Genomic DNA, 25730 nt, shown 5'->3' with positions numbered 1-25730 from the left:
CCGAATCCCCGGATCCGTGCGGCGGTCCCCGTACCGAAGACCCCGGTCACGAGCCGGACCGCTGGGCGCGCAGCTCGGCCCGCGCCGCCTTGTCGGCCTTGCGGAAACCGTGGAAGTGCCCCGGGTGGTAGAGGTGCGAACGCGTCCCCGACGCCGACAGCGCCGGACCGACCAGGAAGAGGGTGTGCTTCCAGAGCTTGTGCTCCTTGACCGTCTCCTCCAGCGTCCCGATCGTGCAGCGCAGGATCAGCTCCTCCGGCCAGGTCGCCTGGTATGCGATCACGACCGGCGTCGACGTCGGATAGCCGCCCTCCAACAGCTCCTGGGTGAGCTGCCCGGACCGGGCCGCCGAAAGGAACAGCGCCATCGTCGTGCCGTGACGCGCGAACTCCCGTACCTCTTCGCCCGGCGGCATCGGCGTCTTGCCGCCACCGAGACGCGTCAGGATCACGGACTGCGCGACCTCCGGAATCGTCAGCTCCCGCTGAGCGATCGCCGCGACCGCCGAGAACGACGACACCCCTGGCACGATCTCGACCGCCACCCCCAGCCCGGCACACCGGTCGACCTGCTCCTGCGTGCCGCCCCACAGGGCCGGGTCGCCGGAGTGGATACGGGCCACCTTCAGCCCCTCGGCCGCCGCACGTTCGTACACGGCGACGACCTGCTCCAGCGACATCTGCGCCGAGTCGAGGATCTCCGCGCCCTCCCGGGCATGCTCCAGGACCTCCGCCTGGACCAGGCTCGCCGCCCAGATGACGATGTCGGCATCCGCGATGGCCCGCGCCGCCCGGAAGGTCAGCAGATCGGCGGCGCCGGGGCCGGCACCGACGAACGTCACTCTGCCGTGGGTGGGCGCGGCGACCGGGCCGGCTGCGTCGACTGCTTCGGACATGGGACGGGGTCCTTTCGGGAAACGGAATACGGGAGATGAAGGGCGGGGCGGATGGCAGCGCGCGCTGAGGTGCGCGCACCGGGGTCAATCGGCTAGCAAGAGCGCATGGCGGTGTTCGTCGCGCTCGGCGCGTTCCTGATGACCCTGGCCGGCGGCTGGGTCGCCCAACGCGTCACCGACCGCCGCCATCTGGTGCTCGGCTTCGCCGGCGGACTGATGCTCGGCGTGGTCGGACTGGACCTGCTGCCGGAAGCGATCGACGCCGCGGGCGAACCCGTCTTCGGCGTCCCCGCCGCCCTGCTGCTCTTCGTGGGCGGCTTCCTCGTCGCGCACCTGGTGGAGCGTCTGCTCGCCGTACGCCAGGCGGCACACGGCGCGGGCGAGGAGCGGGTGCCGCAGGTCGGACTCACGGCAGCGGCGGCGATGGTCGGCCACAGCCTGATGGACGGTGTCGCGCTCGGCGCGGCCTTCCAGGTGGGCGCCGGCATGGGAGCCGCCGTCGCCCTCGCCGTCATCACGCACGACTTCGCCGACGGCTTCAACACCTACACGGTCACCAGCCTGTACGGAAACGCCCGCCGCAGTGCCCTGTTCATGCTGTTCGCGGATGCCCTGGCACCGCTCGTGGGCGCGGCGACGACGCTGCTGTTCACCCTTCCGGAGGAACCGCTCGGCTGCTATCTCGGCTTCTTCGGCGGCGTACTGCTCTATCTCGCCGCCGCCGAGATCCTGCCCGAGGCACACCACGAACACCCGGCCCGCTCCACGCTGCTGTGCACCGTGGCCGGAGTCGGCTTCATCTGGCTGGTGGTGGGCATCGCGGACTGACCACCGGGCCGCACCCGGGCGCCTCACAACTTCCCGCCCCGCCCGCCGTCGCGCGGCGCCGGCGCGATCAGCGTCGACAGATACGGCAAAGGCCCCTCGGCCAGCTCCGCCGCCGGCCGGATCGACTCCTCGGGCAGCCCGAGCGCCGAACCCCACACCGCGTCCTCGGTACGTCCCGTCTCCCGCAGTGCCGTGGCCACCTCCGCCGCCAGCCGCCCGAACTTGTACGCGACGACCGTCCCGGGACCTTCGAGGGCCTCCTTCAGCACCGCGGGCCCCGCGGTCACCGGCACCAGCGTCAACGGCTCCGTGCCCTCCGTCAGCACCGCACCGCTGCGGGCGGCCAGATCCTGCATGGCCGTGATACCCGGCACGGTCTCCACGGCCGTCCCCGGCAGCAGCTCACCGATCGTGTGCGCGAGATACGTGAACGTCGAATACACATTGGGGTCACCGATCGTCGCGAACGCCACCGAACCATGCGTACGCAGCAGTTCGGCGACCCGCTCGCCCGCCGCGTCCCACGCCGCCTCCCGGCGCGCCCGGTCGGTCCGCTCATTGAGCGCGAACACCACCCGTACGACCTTGTCGGCCGCCACGTAATGCAGCACGGTCGCCTCGGCCCGCCCCCGCTCACCGGTGTCCATCACCGGCACGACGACGACCGCGGCAGCGCGCAGCGCGTTCACACCCTTGACGGTCACCAACTCCGGGTCACCGGGCCCGACCCCCACACCGACCAGCCCGCGCGTCACGTCACCGTGGTTCATCCCTTGCACCTCTCAACGAATCGGCGGGCCATGGCGGGCGCCGAAGCCCCATGCGTATGCAGATAACTCGCGTGCACGCCCCGCTGCACGAACCCCTCCACGCGTCGCTCCGGCTGATGCAGGCCCCATGCCGGTTCGGCCCCGGCGCCCGGCTCCAGCACGGTCCGGTGGAACTCGTGCCCGCGCACCCGCGTCCCGGCCGCAGCCAGCACGCTGTCGGAGACCGCCACGGCCTCCCGGTAGCCCAGCGCCAGCCGCTCGGACATCCGCGCCTCGGCATCGAGGACCCCGCACATCGGCAGACCGTCGAGCGAACGCGCCAGATACAGCAGCCCCGCACACTCGGCGGCCACCGGAGCCCCGGAGGCCGCCAGTTCCGCGACCGCCTTGCGCAATGGCTCGTTGGCGGACAACTCGGGGGCGTACACCTCCGGGAACCCGCCCCCGATGACGAGCCCCCGAGTCCCTTCGGGCAGCACCTCGTCCCGCAGCGGATCGAACGGTACGACCTCGGCCCCGGCGGCGCCGAGCAGTTCGGTCTGCTCGGCGTAGGAGAACGTGAACGCGGCCCCGGACGCGACGGCGACCACCCCGGCGCCCAGGTCCGGCTTCCCCGCCCCGCCCGCGCCCACCGCCGCCACCGCGTCCCACGCCTCACCGGGCACCGCGGGCGCCGACCGCGCCAACGCCATCAGCGCTTCCAGATCGCACCCCGCCACCACCTGCCCCCGCATCGCCGCGACAGCGGCCACCGCGTCGCCCCGCCGCTCGGCCACCGGCACCAGCCCCAGATGCCGCGACGGCACAGCCACCTGCTCCGCCCGCCGGAGCACCCCCAGCACCGGCACCCCCGACTCGTCCAGCGCCTCCCGCAGCAGCGCTTCGTGCCGCTGCGAGCCGACCTTGTTCAGGATCACGCCACCGATCCGCACCCGCGGGTCCCACGAGGCGAAGCCGTGCACCAGCGCGGCCACGGACCGCGACTGCGACGACGCGTCCACGACCAGCACCACGGGCGCCCGCAGCAGCTTCGCCACCTGGGCGGTCGACGCCAGCTCACCCTTCCCCGACGCCCCGTCGTACAGCCCCATCACCCCCTCGACGACCGCCAGGTCGCAGCCGAGCGCCCCGTGCGCGAACAGCGGAGCGACCAGTTCCGGACCGCACAGGTACGCGTCGAGGTTGCGCCCCGGCCGCCCCGTGGCCAGCGTGTGATAGCCGGGGTCGATGTAGTCGGGCCCGACCTTGTGCGCGGACACGGCAAGACCCCGGCCCGCGAAGGCCGCCATCAGCCCCGTGGCCACGGTGGTCTTGCCGCTGCCCGAGGAGGGCGCGGCGATCACCAGACGCGGAACGTTCACCGCGGGCCCCTCACCATTCGATGCCCCGCTGACCCTTCTGACCGGCGTCCATCGGGTGCTTGACCTTCGACATGTCGGTCACCAGGTCGGCGGCCTCCACCAGTTCCTGCGGCGCGTTGCGCCCGGTGATGACCACATGCTGCGTACCGGGACGGTCCCGCAGCACCTCGATCACCTCGTCGGTGTCGACCCAGCCCCAGTGCATCGGGTACGCGAACTCGTCGAGGACGTACAGCCGGTACGTCTCGGCGGCCAGGTCGCGCTTGACCTGCTCCCAGCCCTCGCGCGCCGCCTCCTCGTTGTTCAGCTGTTTGTCGCGCTGCACCCACGACCAGCCCTCGCCCATCTTGTGCCAGGCCACGGACCCGCCCTCGCCGCTCGCCCCGAGGACCTTCAGCGCGTTCTCCTCGCCGACCTTCCATTTCGCCGACTTGACGAACTGGAAGACCCCGATCGGCCACCCCTGATTCCAGGCCCGCAGCGCGAGCCCGAAGGCCGCCGTCGACTTCCCCTTCCCGATGCCGGTGTGCACCACCAGCAGCGGACGGTTGCGGCGCTGCCGGGTGGTGAGCCCGTCGTCCGGAACGGTGGTCGGCTGTCCCTGCGGCATTACGCGGCCCTCCTGCTGGTTCCCTGAACGTCCTTGACGAGCCCGGCGATCGAGTCGGCCCGCAGCTCGTCGAGCGTGACGGCGGTGCCGCCGAGATCCCGTGCGAGGCCGGCCGCGAGCCCGAGCCGTACGGGCCCCGACTCGCAGTCCACGACGACGGACGCGACGCCCTGCGCCTCGTGCAGCCGCGCCGCCCGTGCCGCCCGCGCCACCGGCTCGGGCCCCCCGGTCGCCCGCCCGTCGGTCACCACGACCAGCAACGGCCGCCGCGACGGATCACGCAGCCGCTCCACCCGCAACACCTCGTGCGCCTTCAACAGCCCGGCCGCGACGGGCGTACGCCCACCGGTCGGCAGCATCTCCAGCCGCGCCGCGGCCGCGTCCACCGACGACGTCGGCGGCAGCACCACGTCGGCGTCCTTGCCCCGGAAGGTGATCAGCCCGACCTTGTCCCGCCGCTGGTACGCGTCCAGCAGCAGCGAAAGCACCGCACCCTTCACGGCGCTCATCCGCTGCCGGGCAGCCATCGATCCCGACGCATCCACCACGAAGAGAACGAGGTTTCCCTCGCGTCCCTCCCGGGTCGCCTGCCGCAGATCGTCCCGCCGGACCACCAGTCCCCGCCCCGTCCGCCCCCGCGCCCGCTGATGCGGGGCAGCGGCCTGCACGGTCGCGGCCAGATGCAGTTTGGTCAGGGCGCCCTGCGGGCGCCGCGCGCCGGTCGTACGCCCGTGTTCGGTACGCGCCCGGGACCGCCGCCCCGCCGCGCCCTCGCCCAGACCCGGCACGCTCAGCATCTTCGTACGGAACGGCTCGGCGGCCCGTACGGGCTGCTGCTCGCCGCCCCCGGAAGGCTGCTGTTCCTGTCCCTGTCCCTGCTCGGGAACGGACTGCGCGGGCGTGTCGCCCGCCTCGCCCTCGGGCTGCGGCGGCGTGTCGGGCCCGTCGCCCTGCGGGGGCCGGCCGCCGCCACCGGGGCCGTCCGGGTCCGGATCGTCGTCCTCGCCGCTGTTCTGCTCCAGCGTGTCGTCGAGCTTGTCCTCGTCCAGGCCCGGCGCGTCGAACGGGTTGCGCCTGCGGCGGTGGGGGAGGGCGAGCAGGGCGGCCTGGCGTACGTCCTCGGCCAGCACATCCGTACGTCCCGCCCAGGCGGCCAGCGCGGTGGCCGTCCGTGCCATCACGATGTCCGCACGCATCCCGTCGACCTCGAAGGCCGCACAGGTGGCCGCGATCTGCCGCAACGCCCCGTCCCCGAGCCGCACGTCGGGCAGCAGCGCACGCGCGGCGACGATCCGGGCCCGCAACGCGCCTTCCTCGTCGGCCCATTCGGCGGCGAAGGCGGCGGGATCGTCGTCGTACGCGAGGCGCCGCCGCACGACCTCGACCCGCTGCTCGGTCTCGCGGGACGCGGCGACCTCGACGGTCAGCCCGAACCGGTCCAGCAACTGCGGCCGCAGTTCGCCCTCTTCGGGATTCATCGTCCCGACGAGCAGGAAGCGCGCCGCGTGCCGTACGGACACACCCTCGCGCTCCACGTACGAGGCGCCCATGGCGGCCGCGTCCAGCAGCAGGTCCACGAGGTGGTCGTGGAGGAGATTGACCTCGTCGACGTAGAGAATCCCGCGATGCGCATCGGCGAGCAGCCCCGGCTCGAACGCCTTCACGCCCTCGGCGAGCGCCCGCTCGATGTCGAGCGCCCCCACGAGACGGTCCTCGGACGCGCCGACGGGCAGCTCGACCGTGCGCGCGTCCCGCGACACGCCGGGGCCGGCCTCATGGGGGCCATCGGGACACGCCGGATCGGGCGACGCCGGGTCGCACGAGAACCGGCACCCGGAGACCACGGGGACCTCCGGCATGAGCGCGGCGAGCGCACGCACGGCGGTGGACTTGGCGGTGCCCTTCTCGCCGCGCACCAGCACGCCGCCGACGGCGGGCGAGACGGCGTTCAGCAGCAGCCCGAGCCGGAGATCGTCCTGTCCGACGATGGCGGTGAAGGGGTACGGCGTACTCACGATGCCTCCTTGGGTGAACGGCGTGATGTCGGCCGCTTCGGCGTTCGAGGAGCGAGGGTCCGGGGGCGGAGCCCCCGGACAGCAGGCGTGCGCACTCCGCTCACTCGTCCCCCTCCAGATCGCCCTCGAGCTCCAGATACGTGGCCCGCAACCGTTCCAGCGTCTCCGCGTCCGGGTCCGCCCACAGCCCTCGGTCGGCCGCCTCCAGCAGCCGTTCCGAAATCCCGCGCAGCGCCCAGGGGTTGGACTTCTTCATGAAGTCCCGGTTGGTCTCGTCGAACACGTACTCCGCCGACAACTTCTCGTACATCCAGTCGTCGACGACCCCCGCCGTCGCGTCGTACCCGAAGAGGTAGTCCACCGTCGCGGCCATCTCGAAAGCGCCCTTGTACCCGTGGCGCCGCATCGCCGCCATCCACCGCGGATTCACCACCCGCGCCCGGAAGACGCGGTGCGTCTCCTCGCCGAGCGTCCGCGTCTTCACCTGGTCCGGCGTGGCGCTGTCGCCGACGTACGCCTCGGGCGACTCGCCGGTCAGATGCCGCACCATGGCGACCATGCCGCCGTGGTACTGGAAGTAGTCGTCCGCGTCGACCAGGTCGTGTTCACGCGTGTCGACGTTCTTCGCCGCCACCGCGATCCGCCGGAACGCCGTCTCCATGTCCCCGCGCGCCGCGCGCCCGTCGAGCCCGCGCCCGTACGCGTAACCGCCCCAGACCGCGTACACCTCGGCCAGGTCCGCGTCCGACCGCCAGTTCCGCGCGTCGATCAGCGGCAGCAGCCCCGCACCGTACGCCCCCGGCTTCGAACCGAAGACGCGTGCCGTGGCCCGGCGCCGGTCGCCGTGGACCGCCGTGTCCTCGTCGGCGTGCGCCCGTACGTAGTTGGCATCGGCCGGCTCGTCCTGCTCCGCCACCGCCCGTACCGCGTCGTCGATCAGCCCCACCACATGCGGGAACGCGTCCCGGAAGAACCCGGAGATCCGCACCGTCACATCGATGCGCGGCCGGCCCAGCTCGCTCACCGGTACGACCTCGAAGCCGGTCACCCGCCGCGACGCGTCGTCCCACACCGGCCGACAGCCGAGCAGCGCCAGGATCTCCGCGATGTCGTCGCCCTGCGTGCGCATGGCGGAGGTGCCCCACACGGTCAGGCCGACCGACTTCGGGTAGTCGCCCGTGTCGGCGAGGTACCGGGCGATCAGGGAGTCCGCGAGGGACTGGCCGACCTCCCACGACAGCCGGGACGGAATCGCCTTCGGGTCCACCGAGTAGAAGTTGCGTCCGGTCGGCAGCACGTTGACCAGACCGCGCGTGGGCGAGCCCGACGGACCGGCCGGTACGAAGCCGCCGTCCAGCGCCCGCAGGATGTGGTCGATCTCGTCCGTCGTCCGGGCCAGCCGCGGCACGACCTCCTCGCATGCGAAGCCCAACACGGCAACGGCGTCGGGTAGTTCGAAGCCGAGGACGTCGCGTACCAGCCCTGCCGCGGCCGCGAGGTCCCAGCCGCGCTCCTCCATGCCCTCCGCGAGCCGGCGGCACAGCTTCTCCAGCAGATCGATCGCGTCCGCACCGGTGCGCGCCGGGCCGTCGACCAGTTCGGTCAGCTCGGCCGGCACCTTCACCGCGGCGCCCGGCTCGGCCAGCAACTCCTTCTCGCTGAGCCCGAAGTGCCCGGCGATCGACGCCCGCAGCCCCGGCAGCGCGTTCGCCGTGCCGCCCCACACCTGGGAGGCGCGCAGCACGGCCAGCACCAGGTTGACCCGCGCCTCGTCGACGGGACCGCCGCCGAGGATGTGCAGGCCGTCTCGGATCTGGACGTCCTTGATCTCGCAGAGGTAGCCGTCGATGTGCATGACGAACGAGTCGAAGTCGTCGTCGCCGGGCTGCTCGTCGACATGGAGGTCGTGGTGCAGCTCGGCGGCCTTCACCAGCGTCCAGATCTGCGCCCGCACCGACGGAGCCTTCGTCGGGTCGAGATCGCTGACCAGCGCGTACTCGTCGAGCAACTGCTCCAGCTTGGCCAGGTCGCCATAGGTGTCGGCACGCGCCATCGGCGGCACCAGATGATCCACCACGGTGGCGTGCCCGCGCCGCTTGGCCTGGGTGCCCTCGCCCGGGTCGTTGACGATGAACGGGTAGATCAGCGGCAGTTCGCCGAGCACGGCATCGGGGCCGCAAGCGGCGGACAGGCCGAGGCCCTTGCCCGGCAGCCACTCCATGGTGCCGTGCTTGCCCATGTGGACGACGGCGTCCGCGCCGAAGCCCGCCTCCGATGTTGCGGCCTCCAGCCAGCGGTACGTCGCCATGTAGTGGTGCGACGGCGGCATGTCCGGGTCGTGGTAGATCGCGATCGGGTTCTCGCCGAAGCCGCGCGGCGGCTGGATCAGCACCACCACGTTCCCGAACTGCAACGAGGCGAGAACGATGTCGTCCCCGTCCACGTACAGCGAGCCCGGCGGCTCGCCCCAGTGCTCCAGCATCGAGTCGCGCAGCTCCGGTTCCAGCTTCTCGAACCAGGCCCGGTAGTCGGCGAGCGGGACGCGTGCGGGGGCCGCCGCGAGCTGCTCCTCGGTCAGCCACTCCACGTCGTGGCCACCGGCGTTGATGAGACGGTGGATGAGCTCGTCGCCGTTGTCGGGGTGCCCGTCGACCCGGTAACCGGCGTCGCGCAGGGCGTCCAGGACCCGTACCGCGGATGCGGGCGTGTCCAGGCCGACGGCGTTCCCGACGCGGGAGTGCTTGGTCGGGTAGGCGGTGAAGACGAGGGCGAGCTTCTTCTCGGCGTTCGACCTGTGCTTGAGGACGGCGTGGCGCACCGCGATTCCGGCGACGCGCGCGGCGCGTTCGGGGTCCGCGCGGTAGACGGGCACGTCGTCCGGACCCTGCTCTTTGAAGGAGAACGGGACGGTGATCAGCCGGCCGTCGAATTCCGGGATCGCGACCTGCATCGCGGCGTCCATGGGGGAGAGCGCCGCGTCCGAGGCGTCCCACGCGGCGCGCGAGGAGGTCAGGCACAGGCCCTGGAGCACGGGGATGTTCAGCTCGGCGAGCGCGCCGATGTCCCAGGCCTCGTCGTCGCCCCCGGCGGAGGCGTCCGACGCGCGGGTGCCGCCCGCCGCGAGGACCGTGGCGACCAGGGCGTCCGCCCTGCCGAGCAGCTCGTAGAGACCGGCGTCCGCGCCACGCAGCGAACCGCAGTACACGGGCAGGGCGTTGGCGCCGCGCGCCTCGACCGCGTCGCACAGGACGTCCACGAACGAGGTGTTCCCGGACAGCTGGTGCGCCCGGTAGAAGAGCACCCCGACGGTCGGACGGCCCTCGACGAACGCGCGTCCGCCGTGCAGGCCCCACTCGGGCATCCGCTGCGGCTCGGCGAAGCCGTGCCCGGTCAACAGGACGGTGTCGGACAGGAAGCGGGCCAGCTCCACGAGGTTTCCCGGGCCGCCCTCCACGAGGTAGCGCAGCGCCTCCGCGACCACACCGGCCGGTACGGACGACTCGGCCATCAGCTCCGCGTCCGGTACGGCCTCGCCGCCCAGCAGCACCGTCGGGATGCCGGACGCCTTGAGGACGGCCAGCCCGTCCTCCCAGGCGCGCTTGCCGCCGAGGAGACGGACGACGGCGACCGAGGAGCCCTCGATCAGTGCGGGAAGTTCCTCGCGGACGTCGATGCGCGTGGGGTTGCCGATCCGGTACGGCGCGCCGGAGGCGCGGGCGGCGAGGAGGTCCGTGTCGGCGGTCGACAACAACAGCACGGTGCTCGTAGGGGCGTTCATGCGCGTGCTCCAGGTGCTCCGGGGGCGATGAAGGGAAGTCCGGACGGTGCGCCCGACTCGATGAGCCGCAGCAGCGCGTCGGTGTCCGCGTGTTCTTCGATGAGGTCGCCGAGGCGGTCGAGCTGTTCCTCGCGCAACGCGGCGAAACAGGTGTCGGGGGCGGGGACGAAGCGCCGGCCGGCGGCCCGCGCGACCTCGGTCAGGTAGCGGCGCCGGAACGCGTCGCTCTCCAGCGAGCCGTGCCAGTGGGTGCCCCGTACGGCGCCGACCCCGCAGCCGTCCAGGAACGGTTCGCCGCCGCGTACATCGGCGACGCCGTGGTGGATCTCGTACCCCTCGACGGGCACGCCGAGCGCCTCGCCGACGGGGCGGGCGAGGGTCTTCTCGCGGTCGAAGCGGACGCGTACGGGCAGCAGGCCGAGGCCGTCGACGTGCCCGGCCCCGGACTCGACCTCGTCCTCGATGTGTTCGCCGAGGATCTGGAAGCCGCCGCAGATCCCGAGGACCGGCCGGCCCTCGGCGGCGCGCCGCACCAGGGCGTCGGCGAGACCGCGCTCGCGCAGCCAGGCCAGCGCCTTCACGGTGCCGCGGGTGCCCGGCACGATGACGAGGTCGGCGTCGGCCAGCTCCTCGGCGCGGTCCACGAACCGCACGACGACGCCGGGTTCGGCTGCCAGCGCGTCCACATCGGTGAAGTTCGACATCAGGGGCACGGCGCACACCGCCACGCGCAGCACGTCCTCGCCGTGCGGCGGCGCGAGGACCGACTCGCGCACGGCCCCGCGCAACGAGACGCGCAGCCCGTCCTCCTCGTCGATGCCGAGGCCGTGGGCGAAGGGCAGCACCCCGTACGTCCGCCGTCCGGTGATCCCGCGCAGCATCTCCAGGCCCGGCTCCAGCAGCGACACGTCACCGCGGAACTTGTTGACGAGGTAGCCCGCGATCAGCGACTGGTCCTCGGCGTCGAGCAGCGCCGTCGTGCCGAAGAAGGAGGCGAAGACGCCGCCGCGGTCGATGTCGCCGACGACCACCACCGGGAAGCGCGCCGCCCGTGCGATGCCCATGTTCACGATGTCCGTGCGCCGCAGATTGATCTCGGCCGGACTGCCCGCCCCCTCGCAGATCACTGCGTCATACGTGCCCCGAAGCTGCTCCAGACAGTCGACGACCGTGGAGAGAAGCGCTTCCTGCCGGCCCCCGTGGTAGCCGCGCGCGCTCATCTCGCCCACCGGTCTGCCCATCAGGACGACCTGGCTGGATCGGTCGCCGCCGGGCTTGAGCAGGACCGGGTTCATCAGCGCGGTCGGCTCGACCCGTGCGGCCTGGGCCTGCATGGCCTGGGCGCGGCCGATCTCGGCACCCTCGCGGGTGACGAACGAGTTCAGCGACATGTTCTGCGCCTTGAAGGGCGCCACCTTCACACCCCGGCGTACGAGCCAGCGGCAGATGCCCGCGGTGACGACGCTCTTGCCCGCGTCCGAGGTGGTTCCGGCGACCAGCAGTCCGCCGCTCATGTCCGTCTCCGTCCTGCGATCGAAGGTCCTGCGATCGAACGTCCTGCCATCGGGCGTTCCGCGATCCGTCGGGCGGCGAGGGCCACGCCCAGTCGGCCCGCCACGCACACGCCGAGGGCCAGCGCACTCACCCGGCGCGACAGCCGTACCGCGCGTTCGATGTCCTGGCTCTCCACCGCCCGGCCCGTCTCCCCGTTGAGGACGGGACGGTGCTCGACGCGGCCGCCGTACGCGAGCGTCCCGCCGAGCCGCACGCCGAGCGCGCCCGCGAACGAGGCTTCCACCGGGCCCGCGTTGGGGCTCGGGTGCTTGGCCGCGTCGGCTCGCCACGCCCGTGCCGCTCCACGTGACCGCCCCCCGGAGGCCACGGCGAGCAGGGCGGTGAGCCGGGCACCGGGCCACCCCGCGAGGTCGTCGAGGCGGGCCGAGGCCCAGCCGTAGCGCCGGTGGCGGGGCGACTTGTGGCCGACCATGGCGTCGAGCGTGTTCGCGGCCCGGAAGCCGACGAGCCCGGGCACACCGGCCAGCGCACCCCACACCAGGGCGCCGACCACGGCGTCCGAGGTGTTCTCGGCCACGGACTCCACCACGGCACGGGCGATCTGCGGCCCGTCGAGGGAGTGCGGATCGCGCCCGCACAGATGCGGCAGCCGCTCGCGGGCGCGGTCGATGTCACCGGCGGCCAGGGCGTCGCCGATGCTCCGGGCCTCACGCCCCAGGGAGGTACCACCGACGACGGACCAGGTGGCGGCCGCGGTCAACGCGACGGCGGCGGCTGGGTGGCCGCGTACGGCACGGGTGATCAGCGCGGCACCACCCGCGGCACCTCCGGCGCAGACGAGGGTGTGCAGCGCGCCCCACCCGCGGTGGTCGCGCCACAACCGGCGCTCGACGCCCGCCGCGGCCCGCCCGAAGGCGGCGACCGGATGCCCCCTGCGGGGGTCACCGAGCAGCAGATCGCCGATCAGGCCGGCTGTGGCGCCGTACGCGAAAACGCGGTCGGCACGCACGGCTCAACCGGCCGTTACGCCTCGAAGGAGCTTCGTACAGGCGGCTCTCGACGAGAGCGCCACAGCAACGGACGCACGGCAGCCAGGCATGGCGATATGTCCTCACTCAGGGTCCGCGCCCTGGTTCGACGTGACCGGCGACGAGAGTCTCCTGGCTCCCGGATCCGCAGTTCCCCCGGCCTTCCAGCCCGCTCGCGCGTGCCGTGACTTCCGTGTGGGGGACTGCTCCCCGGTGACAGTGGCGGGACCGCGCCGGATTCGCACCGGCTTCCTCTGCTGTCGCCGTAATTGGCTCCGGCAGTCCATCACGCTCCGCGAACGCCCGTCAACCTGCCGTTGACCTGCGACGGCGCAGTGTGCTGAGGCCCACACCGGGTCGGGCGCAGCACTTCGGGCCGGACACACGGCGTGTGTCCGGCCCGAAGTGGGAGCGCGCGCGGCCGCTCTCAGGCGACGATCAGATAGATCCCGTACGCGACCGCTGCCGCGCACAGCGCGAAGCAGACGTACGCACCGGCGCGGGCCAGTAGCAGTGAGCCGCCGGAGCCGCCCTGCGTGGCCGGTTCGGGCTGCTTGGAGAGGCCGACGATGCCCAGGGTGAAGAGGCCGACCAGCGCGACGGTGGCGACGAGGGAGACGCCGAAGACGGTGCCGAGGGCTGCCCAGTCGATTTTCATGCTGAATCCTTTAGACGGCGGGCCCGGACGGCGGGCCCGGACGGCGGGCCCGGGCGGACCGGCCTGGACGGTCGGCCTAGACGGTGGCGGGTCGCGCCGGGTCCGGGGTGGTTCCGGCCGGGGCCGGAATGGTGGTCTTGAGGTCCTGCGCCGCTGCCTGGGCCGCGGTGAGCGGTGGGCTGACGGCGGCGATGGCCGTGGTGACGACACCCGCGGGCTCGGTGATGCCGTCAGCCGGTGCGACATCGCCGTGGCCGACCGGCTTGCGGCGCGACAGCATCCAGATCGCCCCGGAGCCCACGACCAGCAGCGCCGCGACGACCACGACGCCCCAGGTGCCCTGTTTGGTGAGGAATTCCGCGCCCGCGCCGACCAGGCCCGCGGCCGGCAGGGTCAGACCCCAGGCGACGAACATCCGGGTGGCGGTGGACCAGCGGACCACACCGCCCTGGCGGCCGAGGCCCGCGCCCATCACGGCGCCGGAGCAGGACTGGGTGGTGGAGAGGGAGAAGCCGAGGTGCGAGGAGGCCAGGATGACCGTGGCCGCACTGGTCTGGGCGGCGAAGCCCTGCGGCGGCTTGAGGTCGGTGAGGCCGCTGCCCATGGTGCGGATGATGCGCCAGCCGCCCAGATAGGTGCCGAGCGCGATGGCCAGACCGGCGGAGACGATCACCCAGACCGGCGGGTTGGAACCGGGGTGCAGGACGCCCCCGGTGACCAGCGCCAGGGTGATGATGCCCATGGTCTTCTGCGCGTCGTTGGTGCCGTGGGCGAGGGAGACGAGTCCGGCCGAGGCGATCTGACCGGCGCGGTAGCCCTTGGCGGTGGCCTTTTCCTGGGCGTCGTTACGGATCTTCCCGCCGATCCGGTACGTCAGCCTGGTGGCCAGCATCGCGGCCAGACCGGCGACGATCGGGGCGGCGACCGCGGGGAGCAGCACCTTGGTGACGACGGTGCCGCCGTTGACCGACGACCAGCCCGCCGACATCACCGCCGCGCCGATCAGGCCGCCGAACAGGGCGTGCGAGGAACTGGACGGCAGCCCGACCAGCCAGGTCAGCAGATTCCACAGGATGGCGCCGACGAGTGCCGCGAAGATGACTTCTGTCCGCAGCCCGTCCTCGTTGACGATCCCGCCGGAGATCGTCTTGGCGACCTCCACGGACAGGAACGCGCCGACGAGGTTGAGAGCGGCGGACATGGCCACCGCTGTCTTCGGTCTGAGTGCGCCGGTCGAGATGGTCGTCGCCATCGCGTTGGCGGTGTCATGGAAACCGTTCGTGAAATCGAACACTAGAGCTGTCACGATCACAATCGCGAGGAGCAGCGTGATGTGTTCCATTTACCCAGGCAATCGTTCGACGTCATTGGCATGTGGACCGTAGGCAACCTGAGTGAACGGAAGATGAACTGGACGGGGCGTCACGATGACTCCAAGCGGAGTCCGGTCGCTCTGTTTCTTCTCCCCCTGCCCTCCGCGGGCGGCACGATTGGGGCGCAGGGTCCTGCGAGGCCCGTTTCGGCCCCTCATCACCCCTATTTGTGAACGTTTCCGATTTGTGATGGTGATGACTTTCGGTCGACCGCATGTCTGTTCGCCTTCCGGGCTGACCCGGGCCTCAGTGGCTGACAGGATCTCCGTATGAGCGATCAGCAGCGGGACGCGATCGGACGGGCCTGGGAGGGTGTCGTCGCCACCGCCCGCAGGACGGCGGCGGACGGCCTCGTCGTCGGGACCTCGGGCAACGTGTCGGCCCGGGTCGGCGGGACGGTCCTGGTCACCCCGAGCGGAGTGCCGTACGACCGGCTCGGCCCCGAGGACGTCGTCGGCGTCGATCTGGCAGGCAACCGGGTCCTCGGGGAACTGGCCCCGACCAGCGAACTCCCACTCCACCTCGCGGTCTACCGGAACAGCGACGCGGCCGCCGTCGTGCACACCCACGCGGTGCACGCCACGGCCGTCTCCACCCTGGTTCCCGAGGTCCCCCCGGTCCACTACGCCGCCGCCATGCTCGGCGGTCCCGTCCGGGTCGCGGCCTACGCGCGCTACGGGACCGGGGAACTGGCCGAGAACATGCTGGCCGCCCTGCGGGACCGTACGGGCTGCCTGCTCCAGAACCACGGAACCGTCACCTACGGAGCCACTCTGGACGAGGCGTACGACAGGACCGCCCAGCTGGAATGGCTCTGCCGGCTCTGGCTCACCGCGAGCTCCGTACCCGGACACACGCCGAGCCTGCTCTCCCCGGCCCAGCTGCGTGACGTACAGGAAGCCCTGAAGGGATACGGACAGCCCGGCTGACCCGCTCCCGGCCGTCCCGCGACCCCCTGCCGGGACACCGGACGGCTCCCGTCCGCTGGCAGGGTGCGGCACACGCCCCGACACTGGAACCGTGCGCCCGGCAACAGTCACGGCAGCAGCCGTCACCACGATCCTCGGCGTCGGTGCGGCAGCTGTCGCGGCCGGCCGGTACGCCAGCGACGCCGCACTCAGGGCGCCGTCCGGACGACCGCTCCCCGCCGACCGCAGACTCACCGTGCACGCCACGGCGGCCGGGCAGATCACCCTGACCCGCTCGTTCGCCGCGCTGCGGCCCGGCAGGTACGGACTGGTGGGCGACGACGTCCACGCGGTCGTCGGCCCGGTGATCGAACACGCCCATCACGCCCCCGACACCGTCGTCCGCCGACTGGAGCGGGTCAACCGCGGCAGCCTGGAACCCGGCGCCAAGGTCCGGATCACCCCGCAGCTGCACAGCGGCGACCCCTCCTCGGCCCTCGGCCTCGATCACAACGAAGTCGAGATCCCCGGCGAACTGGGCACATTGCCCGCCTGGTTCCTGCCTGCCGCCCGCGACACCTGGGTCATCACCGTGCACGGACTCGGCACCACCAGGGAACACCCCATGAACGTCATGGAGTTCCTGCACGACCTGCGGCTGCCCGTCCTCGACCTGGCCTACCGCGGCGACGCCGGAGCCCCGCGTTCCCCCGACGGCCTCGCCCACCTCGGCGAATCCGAATGGCGCGACCTGGACGCGGCCGTCCGCTTCGCCGTGCGGTACGGAGCCGACAAGGTCGTCCTGTACGGCTGGTCCACCGGTGCCTCGATGGCGCTGCACGCGGCCGTCAACTCCGCGCTGCGCGACCGGATCCGCGGTCTCGTCCTCGACTCCCCGGTCCTGGACTGGGTCACCACGCTGCGCGCCCTGGCCGTCGCCCATGGCGTCCCGGCCGCGCTGCTGCCGCTCGCCGTCCGAGCCGCCCAGGGGCAGACCGGGCTGCGCGGCGCCCGGCTCCTGGACGGTTCCCTCGCATCGGCGCTGCGCGTCCCGACCCTGATCTTCCACGGCCCGGACGACACCCTGGCCCCCTGGCAGCCGTCCCGCGATCTCGCCGCACGCCGCCCGGATCTGGTCGCCCTGCGTGCCGTGCCGCAGGCTCCGCATGCGGCGATGTGGAATGCCGACCCGGTCCACTACGAAGAGGCGCTGCGGCGCTTCCTCACGCCCCTGATGTGACCTGATGAGAGGGATCGACTGATTGGTGCCGGACCCCGCCCGGCACCGCCGTCTCCCGCGAATTCGGGTTCCGTTTGGGCTTTCGGGCAGTCAGAGGCAAGACTGCTCCCCGTGACGTCCCGTACTCCGCGCGACTCCAGGCTGCGACTTGTCCGCCCCCGACCCATCGCCACCGCTCGCAAGGCGGTGACCACCCGGCGCACCAGGCCGGCGCCCCGCCCTCCGGAGGGCACCCCGCCCCGGACGGAACTGGCCCGCCAGGCCAGGACGGTCCTCGCCGACGCCGTACGGATCGCCCACTGGGCAGCCGGCGGCGCGATCCCCGGCGCACCGCCACCGGCCGCCCAGGCTCTCGAACGGGCCGCGACGGCCCTGGAGTTGTCCCCGGCCCAGGTGCGCTCCGGCTGGGATCGGGCCCGCCTGGCCGGTCTCGTCGAACTGCACGGCGGCACCGCGCGCCCCGGCTGGCGGCTGCGCGCCTGGGACCGCGACGACTCCGCCGTGCTCCGCGGCTGGGTGGCGCTCTTCGACGCCTGGTCGCTCGTCCACCCCGCACCCGAGGGCATCGAGTCCACCGCGGTCGCCGAGGCCGTCGAGGCCGTGCCCCAGGTGCTGTCCCTCCTCCAGCTCTCGGCCGGCCCGGTCACCGTGCCCGCCCTCCTGGACCTGCTCGGCCAGCGCGTCGCCGAACTCCACGAGGAGCGCTGCGAGGTGCCGTACGGACCGCAGCCGCTGCCCGCACCGGCCGGATCCGCCCCCGCCGCGCACCCCGCCGCCCTGGTCGCCCTTCTCCTCGACTGGGCCCTGGAGGGACTGGCCGCCGTCGGCGCGCTCACGCTCGGCGCCGGACACGCCACCCTCACCCCGCTCGGCAACTGGGCGGTCTGGGTCAAGCTGGAGCAGATCTGCGTCGCAGCCCAGAGCCCCGCGGGGAACATCGAGCAGTCCGCCGCCGACATGCTGCTCGGCTGCGCCCGGCTCACCCCCGGCCCGGCCCGCGACGAATACCGCGCCTGGCTCGCCGCCCGCCCCGTCGGCAGCGCCGTCGCCGAACTTCTCGCCGTGGCCCGCGGTGAGGACGCACTGCTGCGCGGCCTCGCCTTCGAAGCCCTCCGGGTCGTCGGCGCCCCGGCGGAACCCGAGGTGCGCTCCGTCGTCGGCGACCTCTCGCTGCGCCCCTACGCGCTGCTCTGGCTGGCGGAGTACGACGGAACCGACCCCGAGGACGCCCAGGACGTCCTCAGCCGGGAGGAGGCCACCTGGCTCTGGGTCGACACCGCGGCGGCCGTCGCCGACCACGGCGAGACCACGCTGCTGGTCCGGCACCTCGACTCGGCCGTCCAGGGCACGGTGCCGGCGCTGCTGGACGAAGTACGCGCCGTCGGCCACCCGCGCACCGTGCAGGTCCTGGTGGCCCTGGCCGCCGCGCATCCGGACCCCGCACTGGCCAAAGCGGTGCGCCGGGCCGCGTTCCAGGTGCACACGGGCGGCGCGTAGCACGCGTACGACCACGTCGGACGGGCCCGCCCCGAGCCCGTCCGGCCGCGCGTCCGCCGGTGAGTCGGCCACTCAGCCGGCCACCTCGGCGGGTCGTTCCACGCGACCGTCCGCCCGGCCGTCAGCCCGCCGACCCCGGTGCGTACGTCCCGAAGCTCCACACATTGCCCTCCCCGTCCCGCGCCATGTAGTCCCGCGAGCCGTAGTCCTGGTCCGTGGGCGGCATCAGGATCTCCACCCCGTGCTCCACGGCCCGCGCGTGGTGCGCATCGACCTCGTCCACGACGACGTAGACACCGGCGGGGCCCGCCTCCCGCATCGCCTTGGCGAAGACGCCCTCGCGGCCCTTGGAACCGAGCATCACTCTGCCGTTGCCGCAGGACAGCTCCGCATGGAGAACCTGGCCGTTCTCGCCCTCGTACACCGCCTCCTCCTTGAAGCCGAGGCCCTCCGTCAGCGTCTTGATCGCGGCCTTCGCGTCGTCGTACAGAATCGTCGGATAGATCGTCGGAACTCCGGCCGGTGCGCCAGCCATGACGCTCACCCCTTCTCGTGCTCCCGTAACGCGCTTCTGCGATCTCTGTGATCTGCGTCTCAGTCTTCCACCCGCCACTGACAACGGCCCGATTCGGCCCGGCCCGCTCCGGGACGGCGGCGCCGAGCAGGGGCGGGACAAGTGCCGTGAGCGCATGCGGAAAAGCAGTTGCACAGCGCCAGTAGAATGACCCGTATGGCAATTCTCCTTGTGCATTAGGCGGCGTCGAGACACCTCCGCCCTCGTCCCGTCCGCAGTCCACCCGCCTTGGAGTTTTACCGTGATCACCGCTTCCGGCATCGAGTTGCGCGCCGGCGCCCGCATCCTCATCGAGTCCGCGTCCTTCCGTATCGCCAAGGGCGACCGCATCGGCCTCGTCGGCCGCAACGGAGCGGGCAAGACCACCCTCACCAAGTGCCTCGCCGGCGAGGGCAATCCCGTCGGCGGCACCATCACCCGCGCCGGTGAGGTCGGCTACCTCCCGCAGGACCCGCGCACCGGCGACCTCGACGTACTCGCACGCGACCGCATCCTTTCCGCCCGCGGTCTCGACGAGATCCTGCGCAAGATGCGGGAGAACGAGGAGCGGATGGCGAACGGCAAGGGCGCCACCCGCGAGAAGGCGATGAAGAAGTACGAGCGCCTGGAGACGGAGTTCCTCACCAAGGGCGGATACGCCGCCGAGGCCGAGGCCGCCACCATCGCCGCCGCCCTCAGCCTGCCCGACCGGGTGCTCGGACAGCCGCTCCATACACTCTCCGGCGGTCAGCGCCGCCGCGTCGAGCTGGCCCGCATCCTGTTCTCGGACGCCGACATCCTGCTGCTCGACGAGCCGACGAACCACCTCGACGCCGACTCGATCGTCTGGCTGCGCGACTACCTCAAGACCTACCGCGGCGGCTTCATCGTGATCTCCCACGATGTCGAGCTCGTCGAGACGGTCGTCAACAAGGTCTTCTACCTCGACGCCAACCGCTCGCAGATCGACGTCTACAACATGGGCTGGAAGCTCTATCAGCAGCAGCGCGAGGCCGACGAGAAGCGTCGCAAGCGCGAGCGGCAGAACGCCGAGAAGAAGGCCGCGGCCCTCAACTCGCAGGCCGACAAGATGCGCGCCAAGGCCACCAAGACCGTCGCCGCGCAGAACATGGCAAAGCGCGCCGAGCGGCTGCTCTCCGGTCTGGAGGCCGTCCGGATCTCCGACAAGGTCGCCAAGCTCCGCTTCCCCGAGCCCGCACCGTGCGGCAAGACCCCGCTGATGGCGGAGGGCCTGTCCAAGTCGTACGGCTCCCTCGAAATCTTCACCGATGTGGACCTCGCCATCGACAAGGGCTCCCGGGTCGTCATCCTCGGCCTCAACGGCGCGGGCAAGACCACCCTGCTGCGACTCCTCGGCGGCGCCGAGAAGCCCGACACCGGCCAGGTCATCGAGGGCCACGGACTCAAGCTCGGCTACTACGCCCAGGAGCACGAGACCCTCGACCCGAACCGCACCGTCCTGGAGAACATGCGCTCCGCGGCGCCAGACCTCGACCTCGTCGAGGTCCGCAAGACGCTGGGCTCGTTCCTCTTCTCCGGCGACGACGTCGACAAGCCCGCCGGGGTGCTCTCCGGCGGCGAGAAGACCCGTCTCGCGCTCGCGACCCTCGTGGTCTCCTCCGCCAATGTGCTGCTCCTGGACGAGCCGACGAACAACCTCGACCCGGCGAGCCGCGAGGAGATCCTCGGCGCGCTGCGCACGTACAAGGGTGCCGTCGTCCTCGTCACGCACGACGAGGGGGCGGTCGAGGCCCTCCAGCCGGAGCGCATCATCCTGCTGCCCGACGGCGTCGAGGACCTGTGGGGCGCGGACTACCAGGATCTGGTCGCACTGGCCTGATCCCGGCCCGGTCACCGTCTGATCCACTCCGTATGGATCATTCGGCCCATGCGTGATCCATCATCTGCGTGAGTACGTCTCGTACCTCGACACCGGCGCCCGGCAGGTACCTGCCGGGCGCACCCATGAGGGGCCGCATTCCCCGTGTGGCCCTGACCTGGCAGTTCATCCCGAGGCTGTCCCCACCCGCCCCAGGAGCCCCGTGGAATGAGGGATTCCGGTCGTGTCGGCCCGTTCCCCGGACCAGAATCCGGTTGTACGGACCTTGCCGAATGGGTGGCCAGGAAGTCCCCGAGGGGTGATCATGAGAGTCCAGAGCGCACTTCCCATGAGGAGGCACGGGTGGCCGAGACTCTGAAGAAGGGCAGCCGGGTTACCGGCGCCGCGCGCGACAAGCTCGCGGCAGACCTGAAGAAGAAGTACGACTCCGGTGCGAGCATCCGGGCGTTGGCCGAAGAGACCGGCCGCTCCTACGGATTCGTCCACCGGATGCTCAGTGAGTCCGGAGTCACGCTGCGTGGACGCGGCGGAGCGACGCGGGGCAAGAAGGCCGCCGCGGCCTGACGGCCTTCGGCGGATCGGGACAGGTCCGTCCGGACCTTTCCCGGGGCTCACCGGTTTCGGCGGTGGCCACCCGGACGACCAGGCTGTCGACCGGGTGGTTACTGTTCAGTCACTTAGTTGGACATGCTGACTGAACCGATCCGGAGGCGCCCCATGACCTCGCTCGACTCTGTGCTCGACAAGGACGGCGTACGACTCACCGTCGACGACGCGGTTGCCACGGTGACCCTCACCAATCCGGCCAAGCGCAACGCTCAGTCCCCCGCTCTGTGGCGGGCGTTGACCGAGGCCGGACGGGCACTGCCCGGCAGCGTGCGGGTCGTCGTGCTCCGCGGCGAGGGCAAGTCCTTCTCCGCGGGCCTCGACCGGCAGGCGTTCACCCCCGAGGGGTTCGACGGTGAGCCGTCCTTCCTCGACATGGCGCGCGGCCCGGAGTCCGAACTCGACGCGACCATCGCCGAGTACCAGGAGGCGTTCACCTGGTGGCGCCGCAACGACATCGTGTCGGTTGTGGCCGTCCAGGGGCATGCGATCGGGGCCGGCTTCCAGCTCGCCCTCGCCTGCGATCTGCGCATCGTCGCCGAGGATGTGCAGTTCGCCATGCGTGAGACCAGCCTCGGCCTGGTCCCCGACCTCACCGGCACCCACCCCCTGGTGAACCTGGTGGGGTACGCCCGAGCGCTCGAAATCTGCGCCACCGGCCGCTTCGTGCACGCCGAGGAGGCCGAGCGCACCGGCCTGGCCAACCTCGTGGTCCCCGCCGGTGAACTGGACGCGGCGGCCCGCGACCTGGCTGCCGCACTGCTCGCCGCCCCGCGCGACGCGGTCGTGGAGACCAAGGCGCTGCTGAGCGGTGCCGTCTCCCGTGGTTACGAGGAGCAGCGCATCGCCGAACGCGCCGCGCAGGGCCGTCGACTGCGCGACCTGGCGGGCATCACCGACTGAGCGGAAGCGGGACCCGACCCGGCCGCCGGACAGGCCCGATCCCCAGGCGGCCGGCGGGTCGGCCGCGCCCGGCAGTCGCGGCCCGGCGCCGTGCGGCAGCCGCCCGGTGGGGCAGTCCCGGGCCCGGTCTCAGTCCCGCTCCACCACCGCCGTGACCAGCACCGCGACCGAGGGATGCCCCTCCACCGCCGCTGCCACCGCGCTCCGCACCCCGCGAGCCACGTCGAGCGCCCGGTGGCCCGAGTCCGTCGCCAGCTCGACCCGTAGCCGGCCCGGGCCCGTGTGCACCGCTTTGCCCAGCACTCCGGTCAGCGCCACAACACCGGGAACACCCGCGGCGGCGGCCCCCGCCACCCCCTCCGGACTCGCCGCGCGCACCCCGGCCGGTTCGGGCGTCGGCCGTACGGGTGATGTGTCCAGCAGCTCCGTCACCCGGAGATCCACCTCGGCGACCACCAGGCCCAGCCGCTGCCCGGCCGCCGCCAGCAGCGCCGAGCGCAGCTCCGCGGCAGCGGCGGGCAGCGGCAGACCGGACATCGCCGACATGGTCGCTTCCATCCGCAACGGCCCCGGCGGCAGGGCACTCGGCGGTGGCTCCACCTCCGGAGCCGGGGCCCCGTCCGGATCCGCCACCGAGATCCTGAGCTTCCCGAGCACCGGTCCCGGTCCCGGCCCGCCCACCGCGGCGCGCAGCACCGCGACCGCGGCCCGCTCCGAGATCCAGGCCCCGTCCGCCGGACCGCCCAGCGGAAGCAGCCGGCCGAGGCCGAGCCGTTGCCGTACCGCCGCCGTCCATCCGTCGGCCCTGTGCGGACCGTCAGCCGTCGTCATCTCCCCAGCCTGCCGCATCCATGGCGCGAGACGTGGCAAGCGCACTTAATGTGGGCAACGAGGTCCAACCTGCCCGAAGGGAAGAGTGGCGATGACGGAGACTCCGCAGCGGAACCGGCCCGAGAGCCCCGACAAAGAAGCGACCCCGCTCATCAAGCGCGGTGGCGGAGACCCCGCCACCCGTGGCCGTACGACCATCGCCGACGGCGTGGTCGAGAAGATCGCGGGAATGGCGGCACGTGACGTGGTCGGTGTCCATGCGATGGGCAGTGGCTTCGCGCGTACGTTCGGAGCGGTGCGCGAACGGGTACCCGGCGGTGGCAAGTCCGTCACCCGGGGGGTCAAGGCGGAGGTTGGCGAATCACAGACCGCTCTCGACCTGGAGATCGTCGTCGACTACGGCGTGTCGATCATCGATGTCGCCGGTGATGTACGGGAGAACGTGATCGCGGCGGTCGAGCGGATGACCGGCCTGGAAGTCGTCGAGGTCAATATCGCGGTGAGCGATGTGAAGCTGCCCGACGAGCCCGACGAAGAGGAGTCCGAACCACGCCTTCACTAGGCCTGCGAACCTGTGGGCCTCGGAACCGAGCCAGTTGAGGAGCGCACGATGAGCATGGCGGTGGTCGGCATGGTGGCCGGCATGGCGCTCGGATTCGCCGGGTACTTCGGCGGATTCGGGGCCTTTCTCCTGGTGGCGGCGTTGGGAGCGGTCGGCTTCGTCGTCGGCCGGTTCCTGGAAGGTGACCTGGAACCCGGCGACTTCTTCCGGAGTCGCGAGCGCGGCGACCGACAGCGGTGACGGCGTTGTCGGGGGTGGGCGGCCGGATCGCCGCCGGTGAGCGCGGGGAGACCCGGATCGCCGACCGGGTGGTCGCGAAGATCGCCGCACAGGCGGCGAAGGAGGCCATCGACGAGCTGCCGGAGCAAGGTGCCTCGCCGCGTGCCACGGTCACGGTGCAACGTGGCAGCGCGCGGGTACGGGTGAGCCTGGAGCTCGGATACCCCACCGACATCGGCCGCCGGTGCGGCGGGGTGCGTCGGCATGTCGCCGAACGGGTAAGGGCGTTGACGGGAATGGAAGTGCCCGAGGTTGCCGTACAGGTCGAGCGCCTGCACCCGACGGGAGCGGGCATCGCGGCACAGGGGAGGATCCGATGACCGAGCCCCACGACCCGGAACACCGTGAACAACGGCCCGCCGTCCGGCCCGTCGAACAGGGGGACGTGCTCGAACTCGACCAGTCCGCCTCGTCCGCCGCGTACGACCCGGTGCCCGCGCAGCAGGGGAGCGGCGACAGGGCGGGCCGATTCTGGTCCCCGCGCCGCATCCCCGCAGCGGTCCTCGCGTTGGTGACCCTCGGCGGCACCGGCCTCCTCCTCTACGACGTGGCGGCGGTACGGGCCGACCGGCCGGCGATGCGGTGGCGCCGCGTGCTCGCCGACGAACTCGCCGAGCGGCCGCTGGACAACGTCTGGGTGCTGGCCGGTGCGGTGGCCGCCCTGGCGATCGGCCTGTGGCTGCTCGTGCTCGCCGTCACCCCCGGACTCCGCGACCTGCTGCCGATGCGCCGCGACCGTCCAGGCGTACGCGCCGGTCTCGACCGCGCCGCGGCGGCACTGGTCCTGCGCGACCGGGCCGTCGAGGTGTCCGGCGTGCAGTCGGTACGGGTCCGGATGGGCCGCGGCAAGGCCGGGGTGCGCGCAGTGTCGCACTTCCGCGAACTCGACGACGTACGGGCCGATCTGGACACCGTGCTCTCCACCGCCATCAGAGAACTGGGGCTGGCCAGGCCGCCCAGCCTGTCCGTGCAGGTCCGCCGTCCGGCGAAGAAGGGGTGAGCCCGTTGCTCAGGACCGTCAACCGGGTACTGCTCGGCCTGGCCGGGCTGGTGCTGATCTGTGTCGGTGGCGCGGTGCTCGCCGCGGGACTCGGTCTCTCCGTACCGTCCTGGTGGCCCTGGTACGGCAAGGGCGATGTGCTCCTCAGCCAGGCCGATCGGGACCGCTGGCGCGGCGAGGGCTGGTGGTGGCCGACGGTGATCGTGGTCCTGGCCGTCGTGGTCGTCCTCGCCCTGTGGTGGCTGCTGGCCCAACTGCGCCGGGCCCGCCTCGCCGAGGTGCTGGTGGACAGCGGCGACGGCGAGGGCGCGCTGCTGCGGGGCCGGGCCTTGGAAGGGGTGCTCGCCCAGGAGGCGGGGACCTTGGACGGGGTGGCCCGCGCCCAGGTCACGCTGACCGGCCGACGCAGTGCGCCGCATGCCGGGATCCGCCTGCTGATGGAGCCGCACGCGGCGCCGGACGAGGCGCTCGGCCGCCTCACCGACGAGGCGCTGGCGCATGCGCGGGATTCGGCGGGGCTGGCCGAGTTGCCGGCCGAGGTACGACTGCGGGCAGTCAAGCACCGTGCGGAAAGGGTGAGTTGACGTACCGTCGGACAGGCTTGACCGGCCCGCCCGTCCGGCAGGACGGTGAACGAGGCCGGGCCGCTTCGCAGACCG

Annotated in this window: 24 protein-coding genes and 1 riboswitch; of the genes, 12 read left to right on the top strand and 12 right to left on the bottom strand. The window is 72.2% G+C overall.

Annotated elements, in window-relative coordinates; translation table 11 throughout:
* Positions 1-46: 46 nt before the first annotated feature.
* Complete coding sequence (gene cobM / locus ACZ7L9_RS00385) at positions 47-895, bottom strand: precorrin-4 C(11)-methyltransferase (RefSeq protein WP_471411140.1); 849 nt, start codon at positions 893-895, stop codon at positions 47-49.
* Between the two features lie 105 nt (positions 896-1000).
* Between cobM and ACZ7L9_RS00380 the strand changes: the two genes are divergently transcribed.
* Positions 1001-1723, top strand: a complete 723-nt coding sequence (locus tag ACZ7L9_RS00380) for a ZIP family metal transporter (RefSeq protein WP_471411138.1) — start codon at positions 1001-1003, stop codon at positions 1721-1723.
* Positions 1724-1746: 23 nt separating this feature from the next.
* On the opposite strand, the gene cobI is transcribed toward ACZ7L9_RS00380, so the two are convergent.
* The 9 genes from cobI to ACZ7L9_RS00335 all read right to left on the bottom strand — a co-directional run bounded on the left by cobI (position 1747) and on the right by ACZ7L9_RS00335 (position 14800).
* Positions 1747-2493: a precorrin-2 C(20)-methyltransferase gene (gene cobI / locus ACZ7L9_RS00375; protein ID WP_471411136.1), complete on the bottom strand. Its 747-nt coding sequence runs from the start codon at positions 2491-2493 to the stop codon at positions 1747-1749.
* Positions 2490-3854, bottom strand: coding sequence for a cobyrinate a,c-diamide synthase (locus ACZ7L9_RS00370; protein ID WP_471411134.1), 1365 nt, complete (start codon positions 3852-3854; stop codon positions 2490-2492). Before ACZ7L9_RS00370 ends, cobI begins: the two co-directional genes overlap by 4 nt.
* Positions 3855-3864: 10 nt before the next feature.
* The gene (cobO, locus tag ACZ7L9_RS00365; RefSeq protein WP_471411133.1) at positions 3865-4464 is read right to left on the bottom strand and encodes a cob(I)yrinic acid a,c-diamide adenosyltransferase; all 600 of its coding nucleotides are present in this window, start codon (positions 4462-4464) and stop codon (positions 3865-3867) included.
* Entirely contained in the window at positions 4464-6479 is a 2016-nt protein-coding gene (locus ACZ7L9_RS00360) for a putative cobaltochelatase (protein ID WP_471411131.1), read from the bottom strand. The genes cobO and ACZ7L9_RS00360 overlap by 1 nt, the downstream gene beginning before the upstream one ends.
* A gap of 100 nt (positions 6480-6579) precedes the next feature.
* Complete coding sequence (cobN, locus tag ACZ7L9_RS00355; protein WP_471411129.1) at positions 6580-10257, bottom strand: cobaltochelatase subunit CobN; 3678 nt, start codon at positions 10255-10257, stop codon at positions 6580-6582.
* Entirely contained in the window at positions 10254-11771 is a 1518-nt protein-coding gene (locus tag ACZ7L9_RS00350) for a cobyric acid synthase (protein WP_471411127.1), read from the bottom strand. The genes cobN and ACZ7L9_RS00350 overlap by 4 nt, the downstream gene beginning before the upstream one ends.
* Positions 11768-12781 (bottom strand): cobalamin biosynthesis protein, encoded by a 1014-nt coding sequence (locus ACZ7L9_RS00345; protein ID WP_471411125.1) that lies wholly within the window; start codon positions 12779-12781, stop codon positions 11768-11770. Before ACZ7L9_RS00345 ends, ACZ7L9_RS00350 begins: the two co-directional genes overlap by 4 nt.
* A 145-nt stretch (positions 12782-12926) precedes the next feature.
* A riboswitch (cobalamin riboswitch) is annotated at positions 12927-13054 on the bottom strand.
* A 173-nt stretch (positions 13055-13227) separates the two neighbouring features.
* A complete protein-coding gene (locus tag ACZ7L9_RS00340) occupies positions 13228-13458 on the bottom strand; it encodes a hypothetical protein (RefSeq protein WP_266745434.1) in 231 nt (76 codons plus the stop codon).
* A gap of 76 nt (positions 13459-13534) precedes the next feature.
* Complete coding sequence (locus tag ACZ7L9_RS00335; RefSeq protein ID WP_471411123.1) at positions 13535-14800, bottom strand: inorganic phosphate transporter; 1266 nt, start codon at positions 14798-14800, stop codon at positions 13535-13537.
* Positions 14801-15100: 300 nt separating this feature from the next.
* On the opposite strand from ACZ7L9_RS00335, the gene ACZ7L9_RS00330 reads away from it, so the two are divergent.
* The 3 genes from ACZ7L9_RS00330 (at position 15101) to ACZ7L9_RS00320 (ending at position 18476) form a co-directional block, all read left to right on the top strand.
* Positions 15101-15760 carry a class II aldolase/adducin family protein gene (locus tag ACZ7L9_RS00330; protein ID WP_471411121.1) on the top strand — a complete coding sequence of 220 codons (660 nt, stop codon included), beginning with the start codon at positions 15101-15103 and terminating at the stop codon, positions 15758-15760.
* Positions 15761-15851: 91 nt separating this feature from the next.
* A complete protein-coding gene (locus ACZ7L9_RS00325; protein ID WP_471411119.1) occupies positions 15852-16979 on the top strand; it encodes an alpha/beta hydrolase in 1128 nt (375 codons plus the stop codon).
* Positions 16980-17165: 186 nt separating this feature from the next.
* Positions 17166-18476: a hypothetical protein gene (locus tag ACZ7L9_RS00320; protein WP_471412709.1), complete on the top strand. Its 1311-nt coding sequence runs from the start codon at positions 17166-17168 to the stop codon at positions 18474-18476.
* A 121-nt stretch (positions 18477-18597) separates the two neighbouring features.
* Here the strand turns inward: ACZ7L9_RS00320 and ACZ7L9_RS00315 are convergent, their stop codons facing one another.
* Positions 18598-19011, bottom strand: a complete 414-nt coding sequence (locus ACZ7L9_RS00315; RefSeq protein ID WP_471411117.1) for a VOC family protein — start codon at positions 19009-19011, stop codon at positions 18598-18600.
* A gap of 280 nt (positions 19012-19291) precedes the next feature.
* Between ACZ7L9_RS00315 and ACZ7L9_RS00310 the strand changes: the two genes are divergently transcribed.
* The 3 genes from ACZ7L9_RS00310 to ACZ7L9_RS00300 all read left to right on the top strand — a co-directional run bounded on the left by ACZ7L9_RS00310 (position 19292) and on the right by ACZ7L9_RS00300 (position 22399).
* Complete coding sequence (locus tag ACZ7L9_RS00310; RefSeq protein WP_471411115.1) at positions 19292-20890, top strand: ABC-F family ATP-binding cassette domain-containing protein; 1599 nt, start codon at positions 19292-19294, stop codon at positions 20888-20890.
* A 342-nt stretch (positions 20891-21232) separates the two neighbouring features.
* The gene (locus ACZ7L9_RS00305) at positions 21233-21454 is read left to right on the top strand and encodes a helix-turn-helix domain-containing protein (RefSeq protein WP_007263382.1); all 222 of its coding nucleotides are present in this window, start codon (positions 21233-21235) and stop codon (positions 21452-21454) included.
* 153 nt (positions 21455-21607) lie between these two features.
* Entirely contained in the window at positions 21608-22399 is a 792-nt protein-coding gene (locus ACZ7L9_RS00300) for an enoyl-CoA hydratase/isomerase family protein (RefSeq protein ID WP_471411113.1), read from the top strand.
* A gap of 129 nt (positions 22400-22528) precedes the next feature.
* Here ACZ7L9_RS00300 and ACZ7L9_RS00295 read toward each other — a convergent pair whose 3' ends face one another.
* Complete coding sequence (locus ACZ7L9_RS00295) at positions 22529-23230, bottom strand: hypothetical protein (protein WP_471411111.1); 702 nt, start codon at positions 23228-23230, stop codon at positions 22529-22531.
* Between the two features lie 91 nt (positions 23231-23321).
* Between ACZ7L9_RS00295 and ACZ7L9_RS00290 the strand changes: the two genes are divergently transcribed.
* Genes ACZ7L9_RS00290 through amaP form a run of 5 tightly spaced genes read left to right on the top strand, consistent with a single transcriptional unit; the run spans position 23322 to position 25655 of the window.
* Complete coding sequence (locus tag ACZ7L9_RS00290) at positions 23322-23792, top strand: Asp23/Gls24 family envelope stress response protein (protein WP_471411109.1); 471 nt, start codon at positions 23322-23324, stop codon at positions 23790-23792.
* Positions 23793-23840: 48 nt separating this feature from the next.
* Positions 23841-24032 (top strand): hypothetical protein, encoded by a 192-nt coding sequence (locus ACZ7L9_RS00285; protein ID WP_471411108.1) that lies wholly within the window; start codon positions 23841-23843, stop codon positions 24030-24032.
* Positions 24033-24037: 5 nt separating this feature from the next.
* On the top strand, positions 24038-24391 hold the full coding sequence (locus ACZ7L9_RS00280) for an Asp23/Gls24 family envelope stress response protein (protein ID WP_471412707.1): 354 nt from the start codon (positions 24038-24040) through the stop codon (positions 24389-24391).
* Positions 24388-25071 carry a DUF6286 domain-containing protein gene (locus ACZ7L9_RS00275; RefSeq protein ID WP_471411106.1) on the top strand — a complete coding sequence of 228 codons (684 nt, stop codon included), beginning with the start codon at positions 24388-24390 and terminating at the stop codon, positions 25069-25071. The genes ACZ7L9_RS00280 and ACZ7L9_RS00275 overlap by 4 nt, the downstream gene beginning before the upstream one ends.
* A 5-nt stretch (positions 25072-25076) precedes the next feature.
* A complete protein-coding gene (amaP, locus tag ACZ7L9_RS00270) occupies positions 25077-25655 on the top strand; it encodes an alkaline shock response membrane anchor protein AmaP (protein ID WP_471412705.1) in 579 nt (192 codons plus the stop codon).
* The last annotated feature ends 75 nt before the right edge of the window (positions 25656-25730 follow it).

This window comes from Streptomyces sp. NPDC111516, from assembly GCF_055635345.1.
This window is presented reverse-complemented; position numbering and strand designations above follow the sequence as displayed.